Below are 17,872 nucleotides of genomic sequence, written 5' to 3' on the forward strand. Positions count from 1 at the left end.
ATTTAAGATAAGAATCTTTGTTCGTAAGTGGAAAAATAGTTTATTGAGAAATCCAGTCAATAATCTTTTCACTTAACGATTGAATCATAGGCATTATTGCATCATTAATTGTTTGAGCAACTTCAGGAAATGCAACAGAAAATAGAATTCCAATAATTATTCCCACAATCAATGAAATTTTGCCCATAATTCATGTAAATTAGAATAGTGGAATAATAGTATATGTTACAATAAAAATTTGAAAATTAGACCAAATTATAATAATTCTTTTTTGGTTTAAAAATTACAAATTGATTTACCATGTCAAGTAAAAATTCCTCAGATTCCCGTCTAGTTCCAAATAATAAAGGGTATTTGTCCATAAAATCAAATAAAATATCTTGATTAACAGATAAATCATCATCACCACGTATCTCCTTAAAAATATGAAATAATTTTTCTTTTTTATTATTGAGAGGAGTAATTCTACCAAAAGAATTTTTTGTTAACAAACTATGATCAACTTTTGGAGCATCAAGACCCAAAAATTTCAGAATTTCCTTATCAATATCTTCTTTAATTAATTCATTTTTTACATTTTTACAAAATTGAACTAAATCCTTATTTTCATTTACAGGTAGATTTGATAAATCAATCAATTCCAATAATTTTTTACGATCTATTAATACTACATTTTTGATTTTTGCTAAGTTTTTTGCAGAAGAAAGGAATTTGTTGTTAGTGATTACAACAGACATTTGAGAATTGTATTTTCTTGAAGAATCCAATACTCTTTGAACAGAAGTAAAAGTTAATTCAGATTCTGAACGAGTAGTTTGAACTGCAAGGCGATAATTAGATTGTTGTAACATCATATCACAACCATATTCTTTTGAACGATTTGTCACAGTAGTAGAGTAGCCTAATTGTTCAAATAATTTAATGATAAATTCTTCAAATTCACGGCCAGAAGTATTATCAAGATTAGATAAATCATGAATTGAATACATGTCATTTTGACTTATTAATAGCAATTAAAATAGATAATCAAATTGACAGAGATTCAACTAGAAGGTTCAGGAGGATGGGTAAAAGCAGATCTTACTGATGAACAAGTAAAAGAATCAAAACTAGTTCCAAACATGGAAAAATATTTTTTAGGAAAACTTGAAAAACTGGATACAACAAAAATGATCAAACATTTTTGTAAGCAATGTAATTCAGAGTTTGAGGGTCCAACTCAAATACAGATTGAAGAAAAACCAAACGAAGCAGTTGCAGATGGTTTAATTCTAATAGAAAGAGGGCAATACACATGTCACCAATGTAATTCAATCATTGGAGAATATCGTGTTTTTAAAAAAAGTGAATAACCAAAAAAATCATTTTGCTGAATCAAAACGTATTCAATAAATACTGCAATTTTTCAGCAATGTTATGGCAAATATGAAATGTGTATCATGTGGAATTGGTTTTTTCTCACCAACAGGATCAAACAAATGTTCCAGATGTGCAGGTAAAGAATCTCAAGGTACTGAGGGACATGACTCTTGTGGCTGTGGTGGGCACAATTGTTAACTCTTTTTTTATTTAATCAAAAATATAACTAACAAAAAAAAGCAATGTTATGACAAAAACATCAATCGAAATGAAACAATTAGTGGAAGAATTTATCAAAATTACTAACGTGAAATATGAGGATCAAACTGAAAAAATAAAACAAAAAAGTGATCTAGTAGATTGGCAATTTCATGTGGGAACAAATGTAATTGTAAGTAAAAATGCCAATAGAGAAGATAGAGTACACATTAATGTAAATATGAGATTCCCACCTGAAGATTCAAAATTACTAATTAGTAAAAATCCATCATTTTCTAAAACAATTATGGAGGTTAGTGAAATTTGCACAGTATGCAATATGGGACATCAATGGATTAAAGATGGTCAAATAATAGCAGGTTTGGCAATTTTTTCTCACGTGGATGAACAAAATTTGAATAGAATTTCATTTCATAATGTTTGGGATAATGTAGCCAGGGTTTCAGGACACGTTCAAAAAATCCTGCGTTCAAATTTTAGTAGTTTTTCATCAAAAAATAATTTAACAGATGAAACAACTGGCAAAACAATGTATGGATAAATCCAAATGCAGATTTCTCACAGTGAACAGATAAATGCCACATTTGAGATATTATGGATTTTATTATTAGATAAAGTGCAACATCCAGATAATACAATAAAAGAAATTACTCACGTAGAAGTTTTACAAAAATATGATGATGGGATTTTACGACAAATGCATACACTTGGTATGACAATTAGAGAAAGAATAACCATTGATGAACAAAATAAAATAATAAGATTTGATCTGATTGAAAATCCTATGTTTACAGGTTATTTTATCAATAAGATAGAGGATTCTGATGAAAAATTAACGCTAATTTATGAACAAAATTGGATTCCAATAACACCACAAGCCAGGGAACTTGAAACTAAATTTCCTCAAATTCTAATTAAAGGAGTGCAAGAAATGAAGGAACTTGCAGAAAAACAATAGATTAGTAAAAAATGCATGCTTATTTCATGAACTGAGGAATTTTAGAGCCAAACTATACATAGACAAATAAAAAAAAGAATTAACGAATGATAACTTTTGAATATAGAGTTTTAAGTGAATATAAAATAAAAGTAGCAAAAATAGATACTTTATCTAAATCAATAATTACCCATAGAGAACCAAAAAATACTGAATGCAAAGATGCATCAGAATTTTTAGATGTAATGATAAATGAGATAGACCAATTTTACAAAAATCATAGTGAAGTGTTATCAAAAAATGGAAAAAAACCACATGCCCGTTCACGTTTACCTGAAAATAAAAAATGGTTAGAAAATATTGAAAGATTTTATGAATTAAATCCTAGAAGAAGACCAAGAAAATAATTTAGACATTATTGAGACAAGAGTTCCCAATCATTTTGTCCGCATTTACATTGTTTCCCACATCCCACAATGTAATCCATGAATTCTAAATCAGTGCAAGGGCCTTGATCAGGAATTAAAATTTTTGAGCCACATTTTCGACATTTGGCAACAAAGTCATTCATAAAATCACAGTGTAATTAAATTTACAGATTTCAAAAGTTTTTAGATTCTACAAACTCGACGATTGATAAAATCTCACCCATTTCAACAAGATGACCATAGCTGGTATTTTTTGCATTTTTCATAGGTTTGTTATTTACACTAACAAACAGCATGTTGCCGTCAGAAAGAGGAATAGTTATTCTTTTAATTTTAGCATATGAAGTAATAGAGTACAAGCCATCTCCAATAATATCAGCGGATGAAGCATAATCATCCCATTCACCTCTAGATCTAGACATGGTTGCCTTTGTCTTTTCAATTGGAACAATATTAGAAACTCCATCTCTTTGACTATTCCAAAGTAAATTTCCACTTGCATCAGAAACTGCTGCAAATCTAATAGATTCATTAAAATCCATTAGCATATTCAAAAGTTGCTCATATTTTTCCATTATATGATTAACAGTATTTCGGTTAATATAATCTTCGAAATTACGAATTCTAGTGCCAAATTATTCTAAATAATTATTCTTCAAATGTATTTACAAAATCAACGATGGACATGATTTTTCCCATTTGGACATATCGGCCATAACTTTTTGTTTTTGTTTTTTTGAGAGGAGTGTTATCAACATAGATCAACAACATATGAAATGCATCAAGAGGAATTGTGACTTGTTTGACTTTTTGAAAGGATGCTATATGATACATAGCTCTGCCAAGATCATCAGAATCCTCGATTTTACATCTATTAATCCAATCTGAAGATTCACGTACAAGTGTTTTTTTTATTTCAGGTAGAGGTATTTTAATTTCAGAGTCATCACGGATGGTATTCCATAAAATATTTCCAGTTGTATCACTAATAGCTGTAAGTAGAATTGTTGGTTCATAATCCATCAACATATGAAGTAATTTCTCATATCTGGACATACATTAAATCAGTTTTTTGTAGAATAAAAACTATTATTCATTAGTGTCAATAATTGGCACTAGAAAAAGACAAAAAAATAATTTATAACTGATTTGATTACAGCAAGTACATGGAAAATCCATATACAGACAAAGATTTCGTACACGAAGTATGGGAAGAATTTCCTCAATTAGCCGAATGGCACAATCTAGATAACGATATACTACCAATTTGGAAATTAGAGCAATTTATTGACGCAGGATATCATAATTTTGATGCAGATAGAAAACCATTATACCATTTGAGCAGAATGATAGAAAATTATGCTCAAGAACATAAAGAGCCATTACTTGCAACATTTGAAAAAATTGCCAAGTTCTCATACGTAAAAGAAAGATATCAAGAAATGGTTAAGGGAATGCCCAAAGTATGGATTATTGCAGATTTTGATGATGAAGTAATTCCAACGGATGTAGTAATACCAAATTCTGAATTCCTAAGTTGCAGCAATACTAACTTAGCAAATGTATGGACTGTTATCACCAGAGGACCATATGGACCGTTCGGTTTAATCGCTGAAGAATATGAGGATGGAAAATTTAGAGGGTTTTTCACACTTAATTCCAACGTTTGTAGATATGCACTAAAAGTAATGGGCAAAACATTAGATTCAAAGTTCGATATTCAATAATAAGCAAAAAAAGAATTCAAATGTATGAAAAAAGCATATTTCTTTTTCATAGAGATTTAAGATTAGAAGACAATGTGGGATTACTTGAATCTCTTCAAAATTCAAAAGAAGTAATCCCTTGTTTTATTTATGATTCCAATTTAATTAAAAAATTAAAAGATGCAAAATTTAGATGGAATTTTCTTAACGAATCATTATTAGATTTAGACAAAGAACTTCAGAAAAAAGGGAGTAGGTTGCAGATACTTGAAGGGACTCCAGAAAAAAGCATAGAAAAAATCATTAAAAAACACAGAATAAAATCAATTTTTTCCAATACAGATTTCTCCAATTATTCACAAAAACGAGATGAAAAAATATTTCAAGTTTGTAAAAAAAATGAAATCCCATTTCACAGTACATTAGATTTTTTACTTCATAATCCACATGATGTAAAAACAAATGATGACTCGCCATATACAATTTATTCATTTTTCTACAAAAAAGCAAAAATATTCCCAGTTAGAAAAATCATAAAAAATTCAAATAAAAATTATTCAAAAGAAAATATTTCTAACAATTCTATCAAGGATGTAGAAAATTTGGATTCAGAAATAAAAGGAGGTAGAAAAGAAGGATTAAAAATTTTAAAAAATCTAGAAAAATTCCGAGATTATGACAAAGTTAGAGATTTTCCAGGATTAAATCAGACCACATTACTTTCAGCCCATAACAAATTTGGTACTATGTCAATTAGAGAAATTTATACTCAAATTAAAGAAATTTTAGGCGTAAATCATACTATTATGGGAGAAATATACTGGAGAGAATTTTTCAATTATATTTTATTTCATTTTCCACACGTAGAAAAAAAGTCATTTAAACAGAAATTTCAAGACATACCATGGGAAAACTCTGAAAAATTATTTAAAAAATGGAAAGAAGGAGAAACAGGATTTCCAATTGTAGATGCAGGAATGAGACAATTAAACAATACAGGTTTCATGCACAACAGAGTCAGAATGGTTGTTGCGTCATTTCTAACTAAAGATTTGCATATTGATTGGAGATGGGGAGAAAGATATTTTGCTCGAAAATTGATTGATTATGATCCTGCAGTAAATTCAGGAAATTGGCAATGGGCAGCTTCGACGGGATGCGATGCAGTCCCATACTTTAGAATATTTAATCCATGGAGACAGCAAGAAAGATTTGATTTGGATTGCAAATATATCAAAAAATGGATTCTAGAATTAAACGAAATAGAACCCAAAATAATTCATAATTTATGGAATAAATTTCCAGACGGCTTGAAATATCCAAAACCAATGATTGAGCATAAAATCGAAGCTGAAAAAACAAAAAATATTTTTAAATCACAATAATAAAAAAAGTTGGCACTATTTGTAGAAATAATTAGTAGATTATATACTAAAAAAAATGAATCTTGGTATGACAGAACATTACGTCAGTTTCATGGATGACATTTGGGAGAAATTTCCAACGTTTGCAGAAAAAGAAACCACAGATATTACCAATCATAATTTATTATGGTCACTAGAAGAATATCAAAAAGCAAATTATGTTAATTTCAAAACAGGTAAAGAAGAACTCTACCGATTGAGTATATTATTAGAAAATTACGCAGTAAAACACGATGCACCTTTACTAGCAACTTTTGAAACAGAAAAAAGGTACAAGTATGTGGAGGAAAGATACCTAGACATCCTATCAAAAATTTCAAAAGCATGGATTATTGGAAATTTCATCAATCCAGAATTAGCTCCTCATCCACCACAATCTGCAGAAGTAGTTAGTTGTGATGGCACAAATATTTCCCCAATGTGGATTGTTGCCACAAGAGGGGAAAAAGGAGCTTTTGGACTAGTTGCTGAAGATCTTGGAGACAGAGAATACAGAGGATTTTTCACTTCAAACACCAATATCATGAAAGCAGTAATTGATGACATTAATGAACAATTGAAAATTAAAATTACGATATAAAATTCATTAAAAATACAGGTATTTCATAAAAATTATTGAAGAAATATTAAAAAATTAGAATTAATAGTTGTTTTATACTATATTTATTCAAATTCATTAAGGATTTGTAGATGGAAAAGATCACAGTAATTACAACAATTGAAAAAATTGAAAAATTAATTGATAGTAATTCAGGAGACATAGGCAGATTAGAACACATAATAGATTTTCTAAAAAAGAAAAAACCACTATACAATACAGATAGAATTTACTTAGAAAATAAAATAAATTCAGAAATAATTTTTGAAGAAGAAAAACCGGTTAAAAAAATAAGCAAAACTGAACAAATTCAAAAATTAATTAAATTAGGAAAAGGAGATCCTGGAAGATTAGAACACATCCAAACAATGTTAAAAAAACAAAAAATTCTCTATGAATCTGATAGGCAATATTTAAAGAATAATTTTGGAATAAAAATAATTCAAAATCAAGAAAAAGAAGTTAAAATTCAAAAAATAGAAAATAAGAGGGAAGGAGCCATGCCCAAAGATTGGAAACCATCAATTTATGAACCAAAATTAGAAAAAATATCAGATAAAATAAAAATTGAAGAAAAAGAGATATCGAACCAGAATAAAGATTCAAAAGAAATAAACGAACAAAATGAGAAATTAAATAAATTAACAAAAGAAAGAGAAAAGAATGATGAAAAATTAAAGAAAGAAAGAGAAAAACTAGAGAGAGAAATCAAAGAAGAAAGAGGTTTAATTCAAAAACAGACAGAATTGACAGAAACTGTAAATTTACAAAAAAAAGAATTAGTTAAAGTAAAAGATGAACGAACAAAAATTTTAAAAAAAATAGATATTGAAAAAGATGTCATTTCTAAAGAATTAGAAGAACAAAAAACGCAGCTGATTCAAGCACAAGCAGAACAGGTAAAAATAGAATCACAAGTAAATTCAGAAAAACAAAAATTAGTAAAAATGGCTAAAGATCAAAAAGATAGATTAATCGACCAAGCAAAAAGGGCTGAAGAAATAAAAGATAAACAAATAGAGTTAGAAAAAACAAAAAAAGATTATGATGAAATCACATCACAGGTTAATGCAGAAAAACAAGAAATCAAACAAGCAGAGGTATTGAAAAAAGAGATAAAAATAATGGAAACAGAACTCAATAAATCAATTAAAGAAAGAGTAAAAGTGTCTAAAACCATCCTAAAAGAAAAAAATAATATCAAAAATAAGATCAAAAAAGAAAAAAGTGAGGCCAAAAAGCAAGAAAAGGCCAAAAAGCAAATTATCAAAGAAGAGAGAAAATTAGAGATTTTAGAAAAAAAACGTAAAAAAATAGATGAAAAAATTAAAGAAAAAAATCAAAAATTGAAGAAAAAACAATCTAAAATTAACAAAGAGATCAATAAAAAAGATAAAATTCTAAAAAAATAAATTAAAAAAATCTCAAAAATGGAATCTCATTTAGTTGTAAGAATTTGTAATTTTTTGGACTGAATAAGTTTTAGAATTTTTGGAATAGAGAGATTTTTAGCTATAGGTAGGTCCCAATTCTCGGAATCGTTTTGTACAGCATTTCCACCAACAATTATTGGAAGTCCAAATTTTTCATTAATTTTCTCAACCATTCGTTTGGCTGATAAAAGATTTTCATCTAAAGTTACAGACACAAAGACACAATCAGGATTATCATGTTCAATTGATTCCATAATTAATGAAGAGGGAGTAAATGGAGGAAGGTTGTCAACCACATTTCCTTTTAACGAAAGTTTAGTTTGAAGAATTTTTGTTCCCAATGTATGTTGCTCACCGTTAGGTACACAAATCAAGATTTTTTTCTTAGATGGATTAACAGAACTTTTTTCAATAATCATGTTCAATAAATCCTCAATTGCATTATAGCATGTTGTTTGAGTTCCTAAATCAATTTTTTTGGAATTTCCCAGATTTCCAATTTCTCCAATTAAAGGAATTAAAACTTCATCCATGAAGGATTCAATCCCATAGATTTTTTCATACGATTCAAGCATAGAGTAGGTATTTACAAAATCCCCATTTTTTAATGAGGTCAGCATATCTAACTGCAATTTTTGAATTAATTCATTCTGGACTTTAGGTTGAAAGTATTTTTGGTTTAAGAAATAATCAGATATTTTTTTGGAATTTCGATAGTCTTCAGGTACGTCATTAATAGTCACATCAGATTCTATTCCCAAATATTTGATAATGGATTGTTTTGAGGTCTTTTTTTTAGCATCCCATGAACTTTTTACCAAATAAAGATATTTTTGACCACGAATGGATTTGACTCTCAGATATGCCATGACTAAGATAAGGCATTAGTATTTAATCCAATTACGCACCTTGATGAGTCCCATGATACATTGTAATATTACAAAAAAATCGAATCATAATGAAAATAATCAGAGTATGGCACCACGGATTTCTAATAAAAATCTCTTAATACTAGAAATTATGGAAAATAAGTATTACAATGAGTTATCAAGAAATCGGTCATGAACATTTAGAAAAATTAGATGATGCACACATTCTATTATTTCATGAAGAACAAAAAAAGGCAGAAGAAATAGAGTTTAAGTTTATAAAAACAGGTTTAGAAAAATCCCAAATTTGTTTCTACACAACAAATGATCCTGAAAGATTAAAAAATAAAATGGAAGAATTTGGTATTGATGTAAAGAAAAATGTCGAAAATGAATCACTAAACATCGTCCAAATACCAAAAGAATTTGAAGAATATGAGAAAATGATCATGGATAAAGTGAAAGCATTACCACAAGATAAAAAAATTAGAGTAGTTTCAACACATTACTTTGATTTTAATTCAGAGAAAAAAACAGAATCAATGGAAGAGATTGAACAATGTGTAGATGATAGATTTCATAAAATTCCAGGAAATTTTATCTGTTCATTCCACGTACCAAGTGTAGACAAACAAATAGCACCAGAGTTTATGAAAAATTTACTTGATTCACATCACGAAATATTATTTTTAACAAAAGAAGATAAAATAGAAAAATTCACTTTTGCCTAAGATAGTCTTTGCGTAATTTCATCAATCAAGTCATTTACAGCAGAATAATCTTCATGAAACTTTATTCCCAATTCAGTGGTATCTATTTCATTTTCTAATTTGATTAGTCCCTTTTCACTCATTTCATCAAGGTATTTCAAAAGTTTATCGTAAGAAGTATTTGATTTGTGTTGAAGTCTGGTTTTTGAAATTTCAGAATTATTTTGTTTTTCAACCAAAATTGCAGTTATAACATCAAAATAGATTTGTAATTTACTTCTCTTGTTTTTCAATGATGCTCAAAATTAATCATATGGTAGGCTTAAAAAATGTTGAAGCTAGCAATAAAGAGAAAAATAAAACTTTTTTTAAAAGAAAAATATTGAAATCACAGGTTTGCACGCCTGAGAAAAATTTGTACTGACAGTAGTCACGTTACAAATAATCTCCAGTGGCAACAAATGTTGCCACTGACATGTATTAATTAAAAATCAGTCAGATTTAGGATTCTCTTTGACCTCTTTTTGAATCTCAATTATACATTGATGGCAAATTATAGATTTTTCAGACATACTAGAAATAACATCATTATTTTGGAAATCAGAATCATAGGTAATACCTATAACTAATTTATTGGTCCAAACTTCAAAATCTTGTTTCTCTTTTCCACAAACAAAACAATTCATGAATTTGATTGAATCATTTACAACTTAAGGTTGACGATAGCAAATATTTTCAAATTAACACATTACGTCTTTACAGTGAGGCATTAAAAAATTCATAATAACATAACCTCCAAAAATGGTGATTCCCAAAGTCATAGATAATCCAAATAACAGAGTTTTCTTATCATCTAATTTCATAACCATAAACAATATACCAAAATTAGAGTATATGACAAATATGAAAAAAAAATTCTAGTGGTAAAGAATCAAAACTAGAAAATTTAATAAATTCATTAAATTTCTTCGTTCAAACAAGAAACAAGTTCATCACTATAATGGCCATGTTGTTCCATACAAGAAATGATCAGATTTTCTAATTCACGTTCCTGATTGAATGCAACAAAATAATCAAATCCCACAGTACCAATCAAAATACTTATCAAAGCAATTATCAGAATTATTATATTAATTCTCATAAGTTTTACATTTTAGATGGTGCAGAGATTCCAAGTAAATCCAATGCTTTTTCTAACGTCAAGTTAAAAGAATTAACCAAACATATTCTACTCGATTTCAAATCTTCGTTTTCAGAATCTAAAACTTTCACATGTTCATAAAAGGAATTAAAAGATACAGCTAGATCATGACAATATCTAGCAATTACTTTAGGCGCAAAATTATTCACAGCATCTCTAACCTGTAAATTGAAAAGACCAATTATTTTTACTAGATCAATTTCAGATTTTTCTTTAAGCAATGAAAAATCAACATCAGTGTTAGGTTCAATTCCAGATTTTTCTAAAATTCTTGATGCCCTAGCATATGAATATTGAATGTAGGGAACAGTATCCCCTTCCAAACTAAGAGATTTTGTCAGATCAAATGTAATTATTTTATCTAAATCTTGTTTAATCATCTCATAACGCAAAGTTCCAATTGAAACAGATTGGGCAATTTGATCAATTTCAGAGGAAGCCATTCCAGGATGTCGTTTTTTTGTTTCGTCAGTTATTTTTTGTTTTAAAAGTTCACAAACAGAGTCAGCACTCACATACAATCCTTTTCTTCCAGACATCTGAGCTTGTTTACCATCAGTCTCTAAACCAAGAGTTTTTGCAGTATTTGCACTTAATGTAACAGATTCATATCCAAGATGAACATAACTATTAGGAATAGAATTAAATTTTTCCATTAACGTAGTGATAATTTTTTGTAATCGTTCTTGACGGGAATCAATAACAGTTACTACTTTTTCTGCAGTAAAGTTTTGAGATGGATGATCCGAATCATCCAGGGTAGTTTCCCAGAGAGTTTTAGAGTTAGGTTGAGACGAGTTGTATTTTTTATAGTTAAATGGATCCTCTAACAGACCCAATTTCCAAGCAGCGTATGGAATATCTTTGGCAATGTAGGTGGCAGTGCCATTACTTCTAACAATTACCTTATCTTCCTCTTTGCCATCACCACGAATAACCCAACATTGAGCGTTTTTACCAGTATTTTCAAATTCGATTAGCCCCATACCCTTGAGTTTTTCAAATATTTTGAGCCATAACCCTGAACGAATTATTTGAGATTCAAAATTTAGACAATCATAGGAGACATTGAGATTCCAACATGTTTCTAATTGTCCAGATAAAACTTTTCGTGTAATCATGTCACCAAATTTTGCAATTTTAGAAGTACCATCTTCAAGTTCTTTTAAAGTAGTTTTTCTAATCTCCTCAAGAGAAGGATCAAGATCATATTTCTGGGTAGTTTTAACATAAACATCATCTCCACAATAATGATCAAATTTTTTCCCATCAGGGGACTCTTCGCTAAATCCAAAATGTTTGAATCCTACAATGATGTCAGCAACCTGTAAACCAGAATCATCAATGTAATTAAGAACATTAACTTTGTAATTTGCTTTATTTAAAATTCTAGAAATAGTGTCACCAACAACAATGTTACGAATATGTCCAATGTGCAATGCTTTATTGGGGTTCACACTAGTATGTTCTACCACAATATCAGAATTTTTTCCAATATCAATATCACCGTATGTATCAGAATAAGATTCAGATAAAATTAATTTACTTAATTTTGGCCAATCAGCAAAGAAGTTTAGATATCCAGATGGATGTCCTTCAGATTTCAAAACAAACACATTAGAGCATTGAGAATATTTTTCAGAAATAATTTGAGTGATTTCTTTAGGACTTTTTTTCAATTCTTTTGCAAGTAAAAATGCAATGTTAGAACTTACATCACCAAACCCGGGCTTTGCAACTTCTACAGAAAAAGAGATGTTAGAAATAGAGAGTTCTTGAATAATTTTTTTCAGATTATTTTCAATTTCATCAAGAATAATTTGAAATGTCATACTATATTTCAGATAATTTAGGTGCTAATTTATCTAATGCTTCTAAAACACCATCACCACTACTTGCAGATACAGTCATTGTAGCCTCAGAACGTACCAAATCAGAGGCATTCCCTAGCGCAATACTTGTTTTTGCCACTTTAAACAAAGGGACATCAGTAGCACTATCTCCGATGGCAATTACATCATCTTTCATTATGTTGAATTTATTCATTAATTCAGTAAAACCAGTTCCTTTGTCTATGCCTTTAGAATTAATATGAATTGCATATTGGCTGTCAGAGAGATTAACATCAAGGTCATGTTCAGAAAGAATTTTTCGAGCATCGTCTAAGTCAAATGTTCTTTCCAAAACTACTTCAGTCAACCTAGGAAATACAGGTTTTTTTTCTACTCCATCAATAGAATTTTTTATTAGTTCAAATGCTTTATTGCATTCTTCAATATTACCCAACAAAATATGATCATCAGCATCCATTGCAATACAACCACCGTTTTCACCAACTGCAATTTTTTTAGTTCCACCAAATACTGAAAGCAAGTATGCTTCAACAGAAGACCTTCCAGTCACATAAATCACATCATGTCCCATGTTAGTTAATCTTCGAAGAGATTCAAGTGCATCAAGATGAATCCTACCGCCACCATTTTCAGTGATTGTTCCATCAATATCAACTGCAAAAGTTTTCTTATTCATAATTTGAATTTTTTTTTGGTAAATAATAAGTTGCTCAGTGTATTTCAATAACGAATAAACTCAAAGAGGACAAAAATACAATTTCAGCTAAAATTTTGGAATTTTTAATCAATATTATATAATAAACAATAATCCATAAGCTTAAGTTCAGATAATTAATCAGGTATTCACTTGGCCAGTTTTAAGAAGATTACAAGTGATCAAATGAATCAAACACAAAAAAAGATTCGAGACAACGTTTCAAGTATGTTAGATTTTCTCAATCAATGCTTAGTAGAACCAAATACAGAACTATCAGAAGTTTATATCAATGAAATGTATTCAATATTTGCTAACGCCATAGAAGAATATGGGAAATTAGTCTACATGAAATCATTAACTTTGGATTCAGAGAACAAGTATGAAGTCAATTACAGGCATAAATTTCGAGATCATACGACAAAATATCATCTCGCATTAACAGAATTACCAAAATCAATCAATGATTTGTTTGAAGCAGGATTCACCAAAATGCCAATGAATATTTTAAATGTAGATCTAGATAATGAGGGCAATCCAACATGGATTGCATTTGATGTAGATGTGAGTACATTAAGAAAATGTGTTATGGATTTTAGAGATCACATAAATTAATAAAAAATTAATTCATCAGAATTTTAACAGATAATTTTTTAGATGTAACTACACCAACAATACCCATAACAATTGCAGGAATCAAAGTATAAAGTAAAACATTTTGAATCAATTCAAAATAAACAAAATAAATTAAACTGGGGGATACCAATTTGCCTAACAAGATTTCATTGTAAGTGTACATAATATATGGATAATACACCATATAGAAAACAGACCCTGTTAATCCACCAACAAAAAACATTGTAAGTTTAGAGCGATTCAATTTTAGAAAAATATCAGCAATCACAAAGGGAATCAGATTTAGAGAATAGAATTGGACTGTATCAAACATTGCAAAATTTGGAACAATTGCAGTAGAACTGTAAATCAGTAAAAACAACCCACCCAAAATACTAAGTATTCCAAATTGATAATTAGATAATCGAAAAACCAAAGTTAATGAAAAAGAGATCAAAAAAGGATATGCCAAAGATGCAATAATAAACGCAATAGTAGGTTCTGGATTAAATTCAAAATAATCAGTGCTAGAAAAAGGTAGAGATAAAGATGAAATGATTCCTGAGGCAGATAACCAAACAGGAATGACAGCTAAAATTAGTAAAAATTTTGAAATAGATTTTGAGTCATTAAATTTCAAATATCTTGAAATTCCAATTAATCCCCCTACACTACACAAAAACATTCCCACAATCAAAGTAAAATGTGGTGGACTGAGTAATCCATCCAAACCAAAATAAGAATGCCAAACAAAATCCAATGGACCAGCACCAGTCAACAACCCTATTCCAATTAATTTAATTTTTAATGATAAAAAATATGAATCTCTAAACTGTTGTAAATTTTTCCAGCCAACAAAAGACAAGACAACTCCAATTAATGAAATTGCAACACCAGTATACATTAATGCATGAGGAGGAGAGAAAAAAGTCTCAGGTTTACTAAGTAAGTGATTTGTAATGTCCCAACTACCTCCGACAGTAACTAGAAGAATTCCAAGACTAGTCAAAATACTTCCAAATAGAAATATGCCCTGGGAATAATGTTGTAGAAAATTTCCTGAAACTTCAGATTTTGAAATAGTCATATCACTACTAGTCAATCATAAAATATTAGGGATTTACAGTTACCGAATATACCAAAACATGTTCATTTTGATGATCTAAAACACCAGAAGAAGGATAATGAGAAACATCACTAGAATGAGGAATACCTATAGATTTTACATATACATTGAAAACTCCAGAATTTTTTGGAGTTACAACAATATCAAAATGGGTTTCAATATCGGGTTTCAACGGTCTACTCATTGCTTCGATTAAAGGATATTTGGCTAAAGTAGTATCTACACCCCCACTATAACTAGAACCAATTTCATCATCTACATCAATGTAAGAAGGTGAAAGAGAAAAATCATAGGTAGCAATTTTTACAACATCATCGATCTCAGTAAGTTCAGGAAACCCAACAGATACAATATGAATATCTGCATAATCGCCAATATTTTTTGAGACAATATCAAGACGGAATGAATCACCCAATTTGATTTCAGTTTCAGATAATATGGCTTCAAAAATCGGTTTAGGAATTAATTGTTCAGTCATCAAAAATTCAGAAGGAAGTACAAACACAGTTAGTAGAAAATATACAGATAGTAAAACGAATCCTACAGAGTAAATTAGAATTTTCTTCACATAACTTCAAATTCAGACACTATTAAAAAATGAAACAGGTTTAAACGAGTCAGTGATTTTAAAGGTTAAAAATTAAATCTAAAATGATTTCTTCAAAAAAGATTGCAAAGTGTACGGTTTTATTTGAAAAGAATAAAGAAAAAATGAACTGTATTGGGAATTCCTGAAAAAATTAAAGCCATTCAAGATGAAATGGCAAGAACTCAGATTAACAAAGCAACAGAACACCACATAGGATTACTTAAAGCTAAAATTGCAAAATTAAAGAGAGAACAAGAAGCAGATATCACCAAAAAATCAGGAATGAAGCAGGACGGTTTTGATGTCAGGCGTTCAGGAGATGCAACAGTAGTATTTATCGGATTACCAAGTGTTGGAAAATCAACATTACTAAATAAAATGACAGGAGCCAAATCTACAGTAGGAGCATTTCAATTCACCACATTAACAGTAGTTCCAGGAATGATGGAATACAGAGGTGCAAAAATTCAGGTTTTGGATCTTCCAGGAATCATCAAAGGTGCATCAACCGGAAAAGGATTAGGAAAAAGAATCTTATCAGTTGCAAGAACTGCAGATTTAGTATTACTAGTTTTAGATGTCTTTCAACCATATCACGAAGATGTTCTAACAAATGAATTAGGAAATATAGGGATTAGATTAAATCAGTTACCACCAAACATTACAATAGAAAAAGCATCGATGGGAGGAATTGCAATTGCCCAACAAGCAAAGTTAACAAAAATTACAGAAAAACACCTTAAAGATATTTTACATCTTTATGGAATTGTGAGTGCAAGAGTAGTAGTACGTGAAGATTTAACATCAGAACAATTAGCAGATCATATTGCAGGCAACATTAGTTATTCTAAAGCTATCACAGTTCTGAATAAAATTGATTTAGTAGATAAAGAATTTCTAAAAGATTTGAAAACAAAAATTAAATCTGACGTTATAGAAGTTTCTGCAAACGCAGATTTGAATATAGAAGAATTAAAAGAAAAAATTTATGAAAAATTAAAATTCATTAGAATATACATGCGTCCAAAAGGAGGAGAAACAGATTTCAAAGAACCATTTATTGCAAGGGAAGGAGACACAGTAGAAGATATTTGTAACAAACTTCACAGAAGGTTAAGAAGAGAATTCAGATACGGATTAGTCTGGGGCAAAAGTGTAAAATTTGGAGGACAAAGGGTAGGATTAACACACATAATGCAAGATGAGGATGTATTAACAATTATCAAAATTAAAGGTGTCAGTTCTCAATAAAAAATAAAACTAGATCAAATAAAATAAAAATAAATTACAAAAAATGGGAAAAACGTAGAACATTAATCAATTACATGCAAGATTATGATCAATTACATGCACAAAAATTTCAAAAACATACAACAAATGAAAAAATAAGTAAATTAAAAAAATAACCATAAAAAATATCGATCAGTAATTTCTTCAATGATAAAATTACTTCATTAATTGTAATCAAATTGTGTAAATTTTTTTAGTTTAACCACTGAAAAACAATGAAAATATCGATTTTAGCATGGCTACAAAAAGAAAAGCTGCAACTAAACGTAGATCAACTACAAAAGCAGCTCCAAAAAGAAAAGCTACTAGAAAAACTGCAACTAGAAAAGCAGCTCCAAAGAGAAAAGCAGCAGCAAAACGCAAAGCAGCTCCAAAGAGAAAAGCAGCTCCAAAGAGAAAAGCAGCAGCAAAACGCAAAGCAGCTCCAAAGAGAAAAACTGCAGCAAAGAAAGCAGCTCCAAAGAGAAAAGCAGCAGCAAAACGCAAAGCAGCTCCAAAGAGAAAAACTGCAGCAAAGAAAGCAGCTCCAAAGAGAAAAGCAGCAGCAAAACGCAAAGCAGCTCCAAAGAGAAAAGCAGCTCCAAAGAGAAAAGCAGCAGCAAAACGCAAAGCAGCTCCAAAGAGAAAAGCAGCAACTAGAAAAGCAGCTCCAAAGAGAAAAGCAGCAGCAAAACGCAAAGCAGCTCCAAAGAGAAAAGCAGCAAAAAGACGATAACCTCGTTTGCAAATTAACAATCGTCATATAGACGACGAATTGTTTTCATTTTTCTAATTCATTTAGTGAAAACTATTTATTAAAATTAAAAAGTAAAGTTAAAAAA

General features: G+C 29.6%; 27 protein-coding genes. 13 read left to right on the forward strand and 14 right to left on the reverse strand.

Annotated features, from left to right (window positions below; translation table 11 throughout):
- Nucleotides 1–40: 40 nt before the first annotated feature.
- Nucleotides 41–187, reverse strand: coding sequence for a hypothetical protein (locus NMSP_RS08475; RefSeq protein WP_192866138.1), 147 nt, complete (start codon nt 185–187; stop codon nt 41–43).
- 58 nt (nt 188–245) lie between these two features.
- On the reverse strand, nt 246–989 hold the full coding sequence (locus tag NMSP_RS04740; RefSeq protein WP_086907690.1) for a restriction endonuclease: 744 nt from the start codon (nt 987–989) through the stop codon (nt 246–248).
- 42 nt (nt 990–1,031) lie between these two features.
- Between NMSP_RS04740 and NMSP_RS04745 the strand changes: the two genes are divergently transcribed.
- From NMSP_RS04745 to NMSP_RS04760, 5 genes are all read left to right on the forward strand, one after another.
- Complete coding sequence (locus NMSP_RS04745; protein WP_086907691.1) at nt 1,032–1,352, forward strand: hypothetical protein; 321 nt, start codon at nt 1,032–1,034, stop codon at nt 1,350–1,352.
- Nucleotides 1,353–1,416: 64 nt separating this feature from the next.
- Nucleotides 1,417–1,557: a hypothetical protein gene (locus tag NMSP_RS08480; protein ID WP_192866139.1), complete on the forward strand. Its 141-nt coding sequence runs from the start codon at nt 1,417–1,419 to the stop codon at nt 1,555–1,557.
- A gap of 49 nt (nt 1,558–1,606) precedes the next feature.
- Nucleotides 1,607–2,119, forward strand: a complete 513-nt coding sequence (locus tag NMSP_RS04750) for a hypothetical protein (RefSeq protein ID WP_086907692.1) — start codon at nt 1,607–1,609, stop codon at nt 2,117–2,119.
- A 6-nt stretch (nt 2,120–2,125) separates the two neighbouring features.
- Nucleotides 2,126–2,536 (forward strand): AtaL-like protein, encoded by a 411-nt coding sequence (locus NMSP_RS04755; protein WP_086907693.1) that lies wholly within the window; start codon nt 2,126–2,128, stop codon nt 2,534–2,536.
- Nucleotides 2,537–2,622: 86 nt separating this feature from the next.
- Nucleotides 2,623–2,922, forward strand: a complete 300-nt coding sequence (locus NMSP_RS04760) for a hypothetical protein (protein WP_086907694.1) — start codon at nt 2,623–2,625, stop codon at nt 2,920–2,922.
- 8 nt (nt 2,923–2,930) lie between these two features.
- On the opposite strand, the gene NMSP_RS08485 is transcribed toward NMSP_RS04760, so the two are convergent.
- The 3 genes from NMSP_RS08485 to NMSP_RS04770 all read right to left on the reverse strand — a co-directional run bounded on the left by NMSP_RS08485 (nt 2,931) and on the right by NMSP_RS04770 (nt 3,999).
- Entirely contained in the window at nt 2,931–3,086 is a 156-nt protein-coding gene (locus tag NMSP_RS08485) for a hypothetical protein (protein ID WP_192866140.1), read from the reverse strand.
- 30 nt (nt 3,087–3,116) lie between these two features.
- Nucleotides 3,117–3,518 carry a hypothetical protein gene (locus tag NMSP_RS04765; RefSeq protein ID WP_225971243.1) on the reverse strand — a complete coding sequence of 134 codons (402 nt, stop codon included), beginning with the start codon at nt 3,516–3,518 and terminating at the stop codon, nt 3,117–3,119.
- A gap of 73 nt (nt 3,519–3,591) precedes the next feature.
- Nucleotides 3,592–3,999 carry a hypothetical protein gene (locus NMSP_RS04770; RefSeq protein WP_086907696.1) on the reverse strand — a complete coding sequence of 136 codons (408 nt, stop codon included), beginning with the start codon at nt 3,997–3,999 and terminating at the stop codon, nt 3,592–3,594.
- A gap of 110 nt (nt 4,000–4,109) precedes the next feature.
- Between NMSP_RS04770 and NMSP_RS04775 the strand changes: the two genes are divergently transcribed.
- From NMSP_RS04775 to NMSP_RS04790, 4 genes are all read left to right on the forward strand, one after another.
- Nucleotides 4,110–4,670 (forward strand): hypothetical protein, encoded by a 561-nt coding sequence (locus tag NMSP_RS04775; protein ID WP_086907697.1) that lies wholly within the window; start codon nt 4,110–4,112, stop codon nt 4,668–4,670.
- A 20-nt stretch (nt 4,671–4,690) separates the two neighbouring features.
- Complete coding sequence (locus tag NMSP_RS04780) at nt 4,691–6,034, forward strand: cryptochrome/photolyase family protein (protein ID WP_086907698.1); 1,344 nt, start codon at nt 4,691–4,693, stop codon at nt 6,032–6,034.
- 67 nt (nt 6,035–6,101) lie between these two features.
- On the forward strand, nt 6,102–6,653 hold the full coding sequence (locus tag NMSP_RS04785; RefSeq protein WP_152023809.1) for a hypothetical protein: 552 nt from the start codon (nt 6,102–6,104) through the stop codon (nt 6,651–6,653).
- A 110-nt stretch (nt 6,654–6,763) separates the two neighbouring features.
- Nucleotides 6,764–8,083 carry a coiled-coil domain-containing protein gene (locus tag NMSP_RS04790; RefSeq protein ID WP_086907700.1) on the forward strand — a complete coding sequence of 440 codons (1,320 nt, stop codon included), beginning with the start codon at nt 6,764–6,766 and terminating at the stop codon, nt 8,081–8,083.
- Between the two features lie 26 nt (nt 8,084–8,109).
- Here the strand turns inward: NMSP_RS04790 and NMSP_RS04795 are convergent, their stop codons facing one another.
- The gene (locus tag NMSP_RS04795) at nt 8,110–8,973 is read right to left on the reverse strand and encodes a cobalamin B12-binding domain-containing protein (protein ID WP_086907701.1); all 864 of its coding nucleotides are present in this window, start codon (nt 8,971–8,973) and stop codon (nt 8,110–8,112) included.
- A 170-nt stretch (nt 8,974–9,143) separates the two neighbouring features.
- Here NMSP_RS04795 and NMSP_RS04800 point away from each other — a divergent pair, with 170 nt between their 5' ends.
- Complete coding sequence (locus NMSP_RS04800) at nt 9,144–9,704, forward strand: MEDS domain-containing protein (RefSeq protein WP_086907702.1); 561 nt, start codon at nt 9,144–9,146, stop codon at nt 9,702–9,704.
- On the opposite strand, the gene NMSP_RS04805 is transcribed toward NMSP_RS04800, so the two are convergent.
- The 6 genes from NMSP_RS04805 to NMSP_RS04820 all read right to left on the reverse strand — a co-directional run bounded on the left by NMSP_RS04805 (nt 9,701) and on the right by NMSP_RS04820 (nt 13,413).
- Nucleotides 9,701–9,976 carry a winged helix-turn-helix domain-containing protein gene (locus NMSP_RS04805; protein WP_086907703.1) on the reverse strand — a complete coding sequence of 92 codons (276 nt, stop codon included), beginning with the start codon at nt 9,974–9,976 and terminating at the stop codon, nt 9,701–9,703. The two genes, NMSP_RS04800 and NMSP_RS04805, sit on opposite strands and share 4 nt — an antisense overlap.
- A gap of 198 nt (nt 9,977–10,174) precedes the next feature.
- On the reverse strand, nt 10,175–10,369 hold the full coding sequence (locus tag NMSP_RS04810) for a hypothetical protein (RefSeq protein ID WP_086907704.1): 195 nt from the start codon (nt 10,367–10,369) through the stop codon (nt 10,175–10,177).
- 54 nt (nt 10,370–10,423) lie between these two features.
- The gene (locus NMSP_RS08695) at nt 10,424–10,552 is read right to left on the reverse strand and encodes a hypothetical protein (protein WP_264080384.1); all 129 of its coding nucleotides are present in this window, start codon (nt 10,550–10,552) and stop codon (nt 10,424–10,426) included.
- 89 nt (nt 10,553–10,641) lie between these two features.
- The gene (locus NMSP_RS08260; RefSeq protein ID WP_152023810.1) at nt 10,642–10,824 is read right to left on the reverse strand and encodes a hypothetical protein; all 183 of its coding nucleotides are present in this window, start codon (nt 10,822–10,824) and stop codon (nt 10,642–10,644) included.
- 5 nt (nt 10,825–10,829) lie between these two features.
- Complete coding sequence (locus NMSP_RS04815) at nt 10,830–12,716, reverse strand: arginine--tRNA ligase (protein WP_086907705.1); 1,887 nt, start codon at nt 12,714–12,716, stop codon at nt 10,830–10,832.
- 1 nt (nt 12,717) lies between these two features.
- A complete protein-coding gene (locus tag NMSP_RS04820) occupies nt 12,718–13,413 on the reverse strand; it encodes a phosphoglycolate phosphatase (RefSeq protein ID WP_086908387.1) in 696 nt (231 codons plus the stop codon).
- 204 nt (nt 13,414–13,617) lie between these two features.
- Here NMSP_RS04820 and NMSP_RS04825 point away from each other — a divergent pair, with 204 nt between their 5' ends.
- Complete coding sequence (locus NMSP_RS04825; protein ID WP_152023811.1) at nt 13,618–14,046, forward strand: hypothetical protein; 429 nt, start codon at nt 13,618–13,620, stop codon at nt 14,044–14,046.
- 7 nt (nt 14,047–14,053) lie between these two features.
- On the opposite strand, the gene NMSP_RS04830 is transcribed toward NMSP_RS04825, so the two are convergent.
- Together NMSP_RS04830 and NMSP_RS04835 are read right to left on the reverse strand one after the other, a co-directional pair.
- Complete coding sequence (locus NMSP_RS04830) at nt 14,054–15,133, reverse strand: hypothetical protein (protein WP_225971244.1); 1,080 nt, start codon at nt 15,131–15,133, stop codon at nt 14,054–14,056.
- A 25-nt stretch (nt 15,134–15,158) separates the two neighbouring features.
- The gene (locus NMSP_RS04835) at nt 15,159–15,740 is read right to left on the reverse strand and encodes a hypothetical protein (RefSeq protein WP_086907707.1); all 582 of its coding nucleotides are present in this window, start codon (nt 15,738–15,740) and stop codon (nt 15,159–15,161) included.
- A 153-nt stretch (nt 15,741–15,893) separates the two neighbouring features.
- On the opposite strand from NMSP_RS04835, the gene NMSP_RS04840 reads away from it, so the two are divergent.
- Both NMSP_RS04840 and NMSP_RS04845 read left to right on the forward strand, forming a co-directional pair.
- Complete coding sequence (locus NMSP_RS04840) at nt 15,894–17,012, forward strand: OBG GTPase family GTP-binding protein (protein ID WP_086907708.1); 1,119 nt, start codon at nt 15,894–15,896, stop codon at nt 17,010–17,012.
- A gap of 274 nt (nt 17,013–17,286) precedes the next feature.
- On the forward strand, nt 17,287–17,766 hold the full coding sequence (locus tag NMSP_RS04845; RefSeq protein WP_086907709.1) for a histone: 480 nt from the start codon (nt 17,287–17,289) through the stop codon (nt 17,764–17,766).
- Nucleotides 17,767–17,872 lie beyond the last annotated feature (106 nt).

The sequence above is a fragment of the Candidatus Nitrosomarinus catalina genome (genome assembly GCF_002156965.1).
Lineage (GTDB): Archaea > Thermoproteota > Nitrososphaeria > Nitrososphaerales > Nitrosopumilaceae > Nitrosopumilus > Nitrosopumilus catalinensis.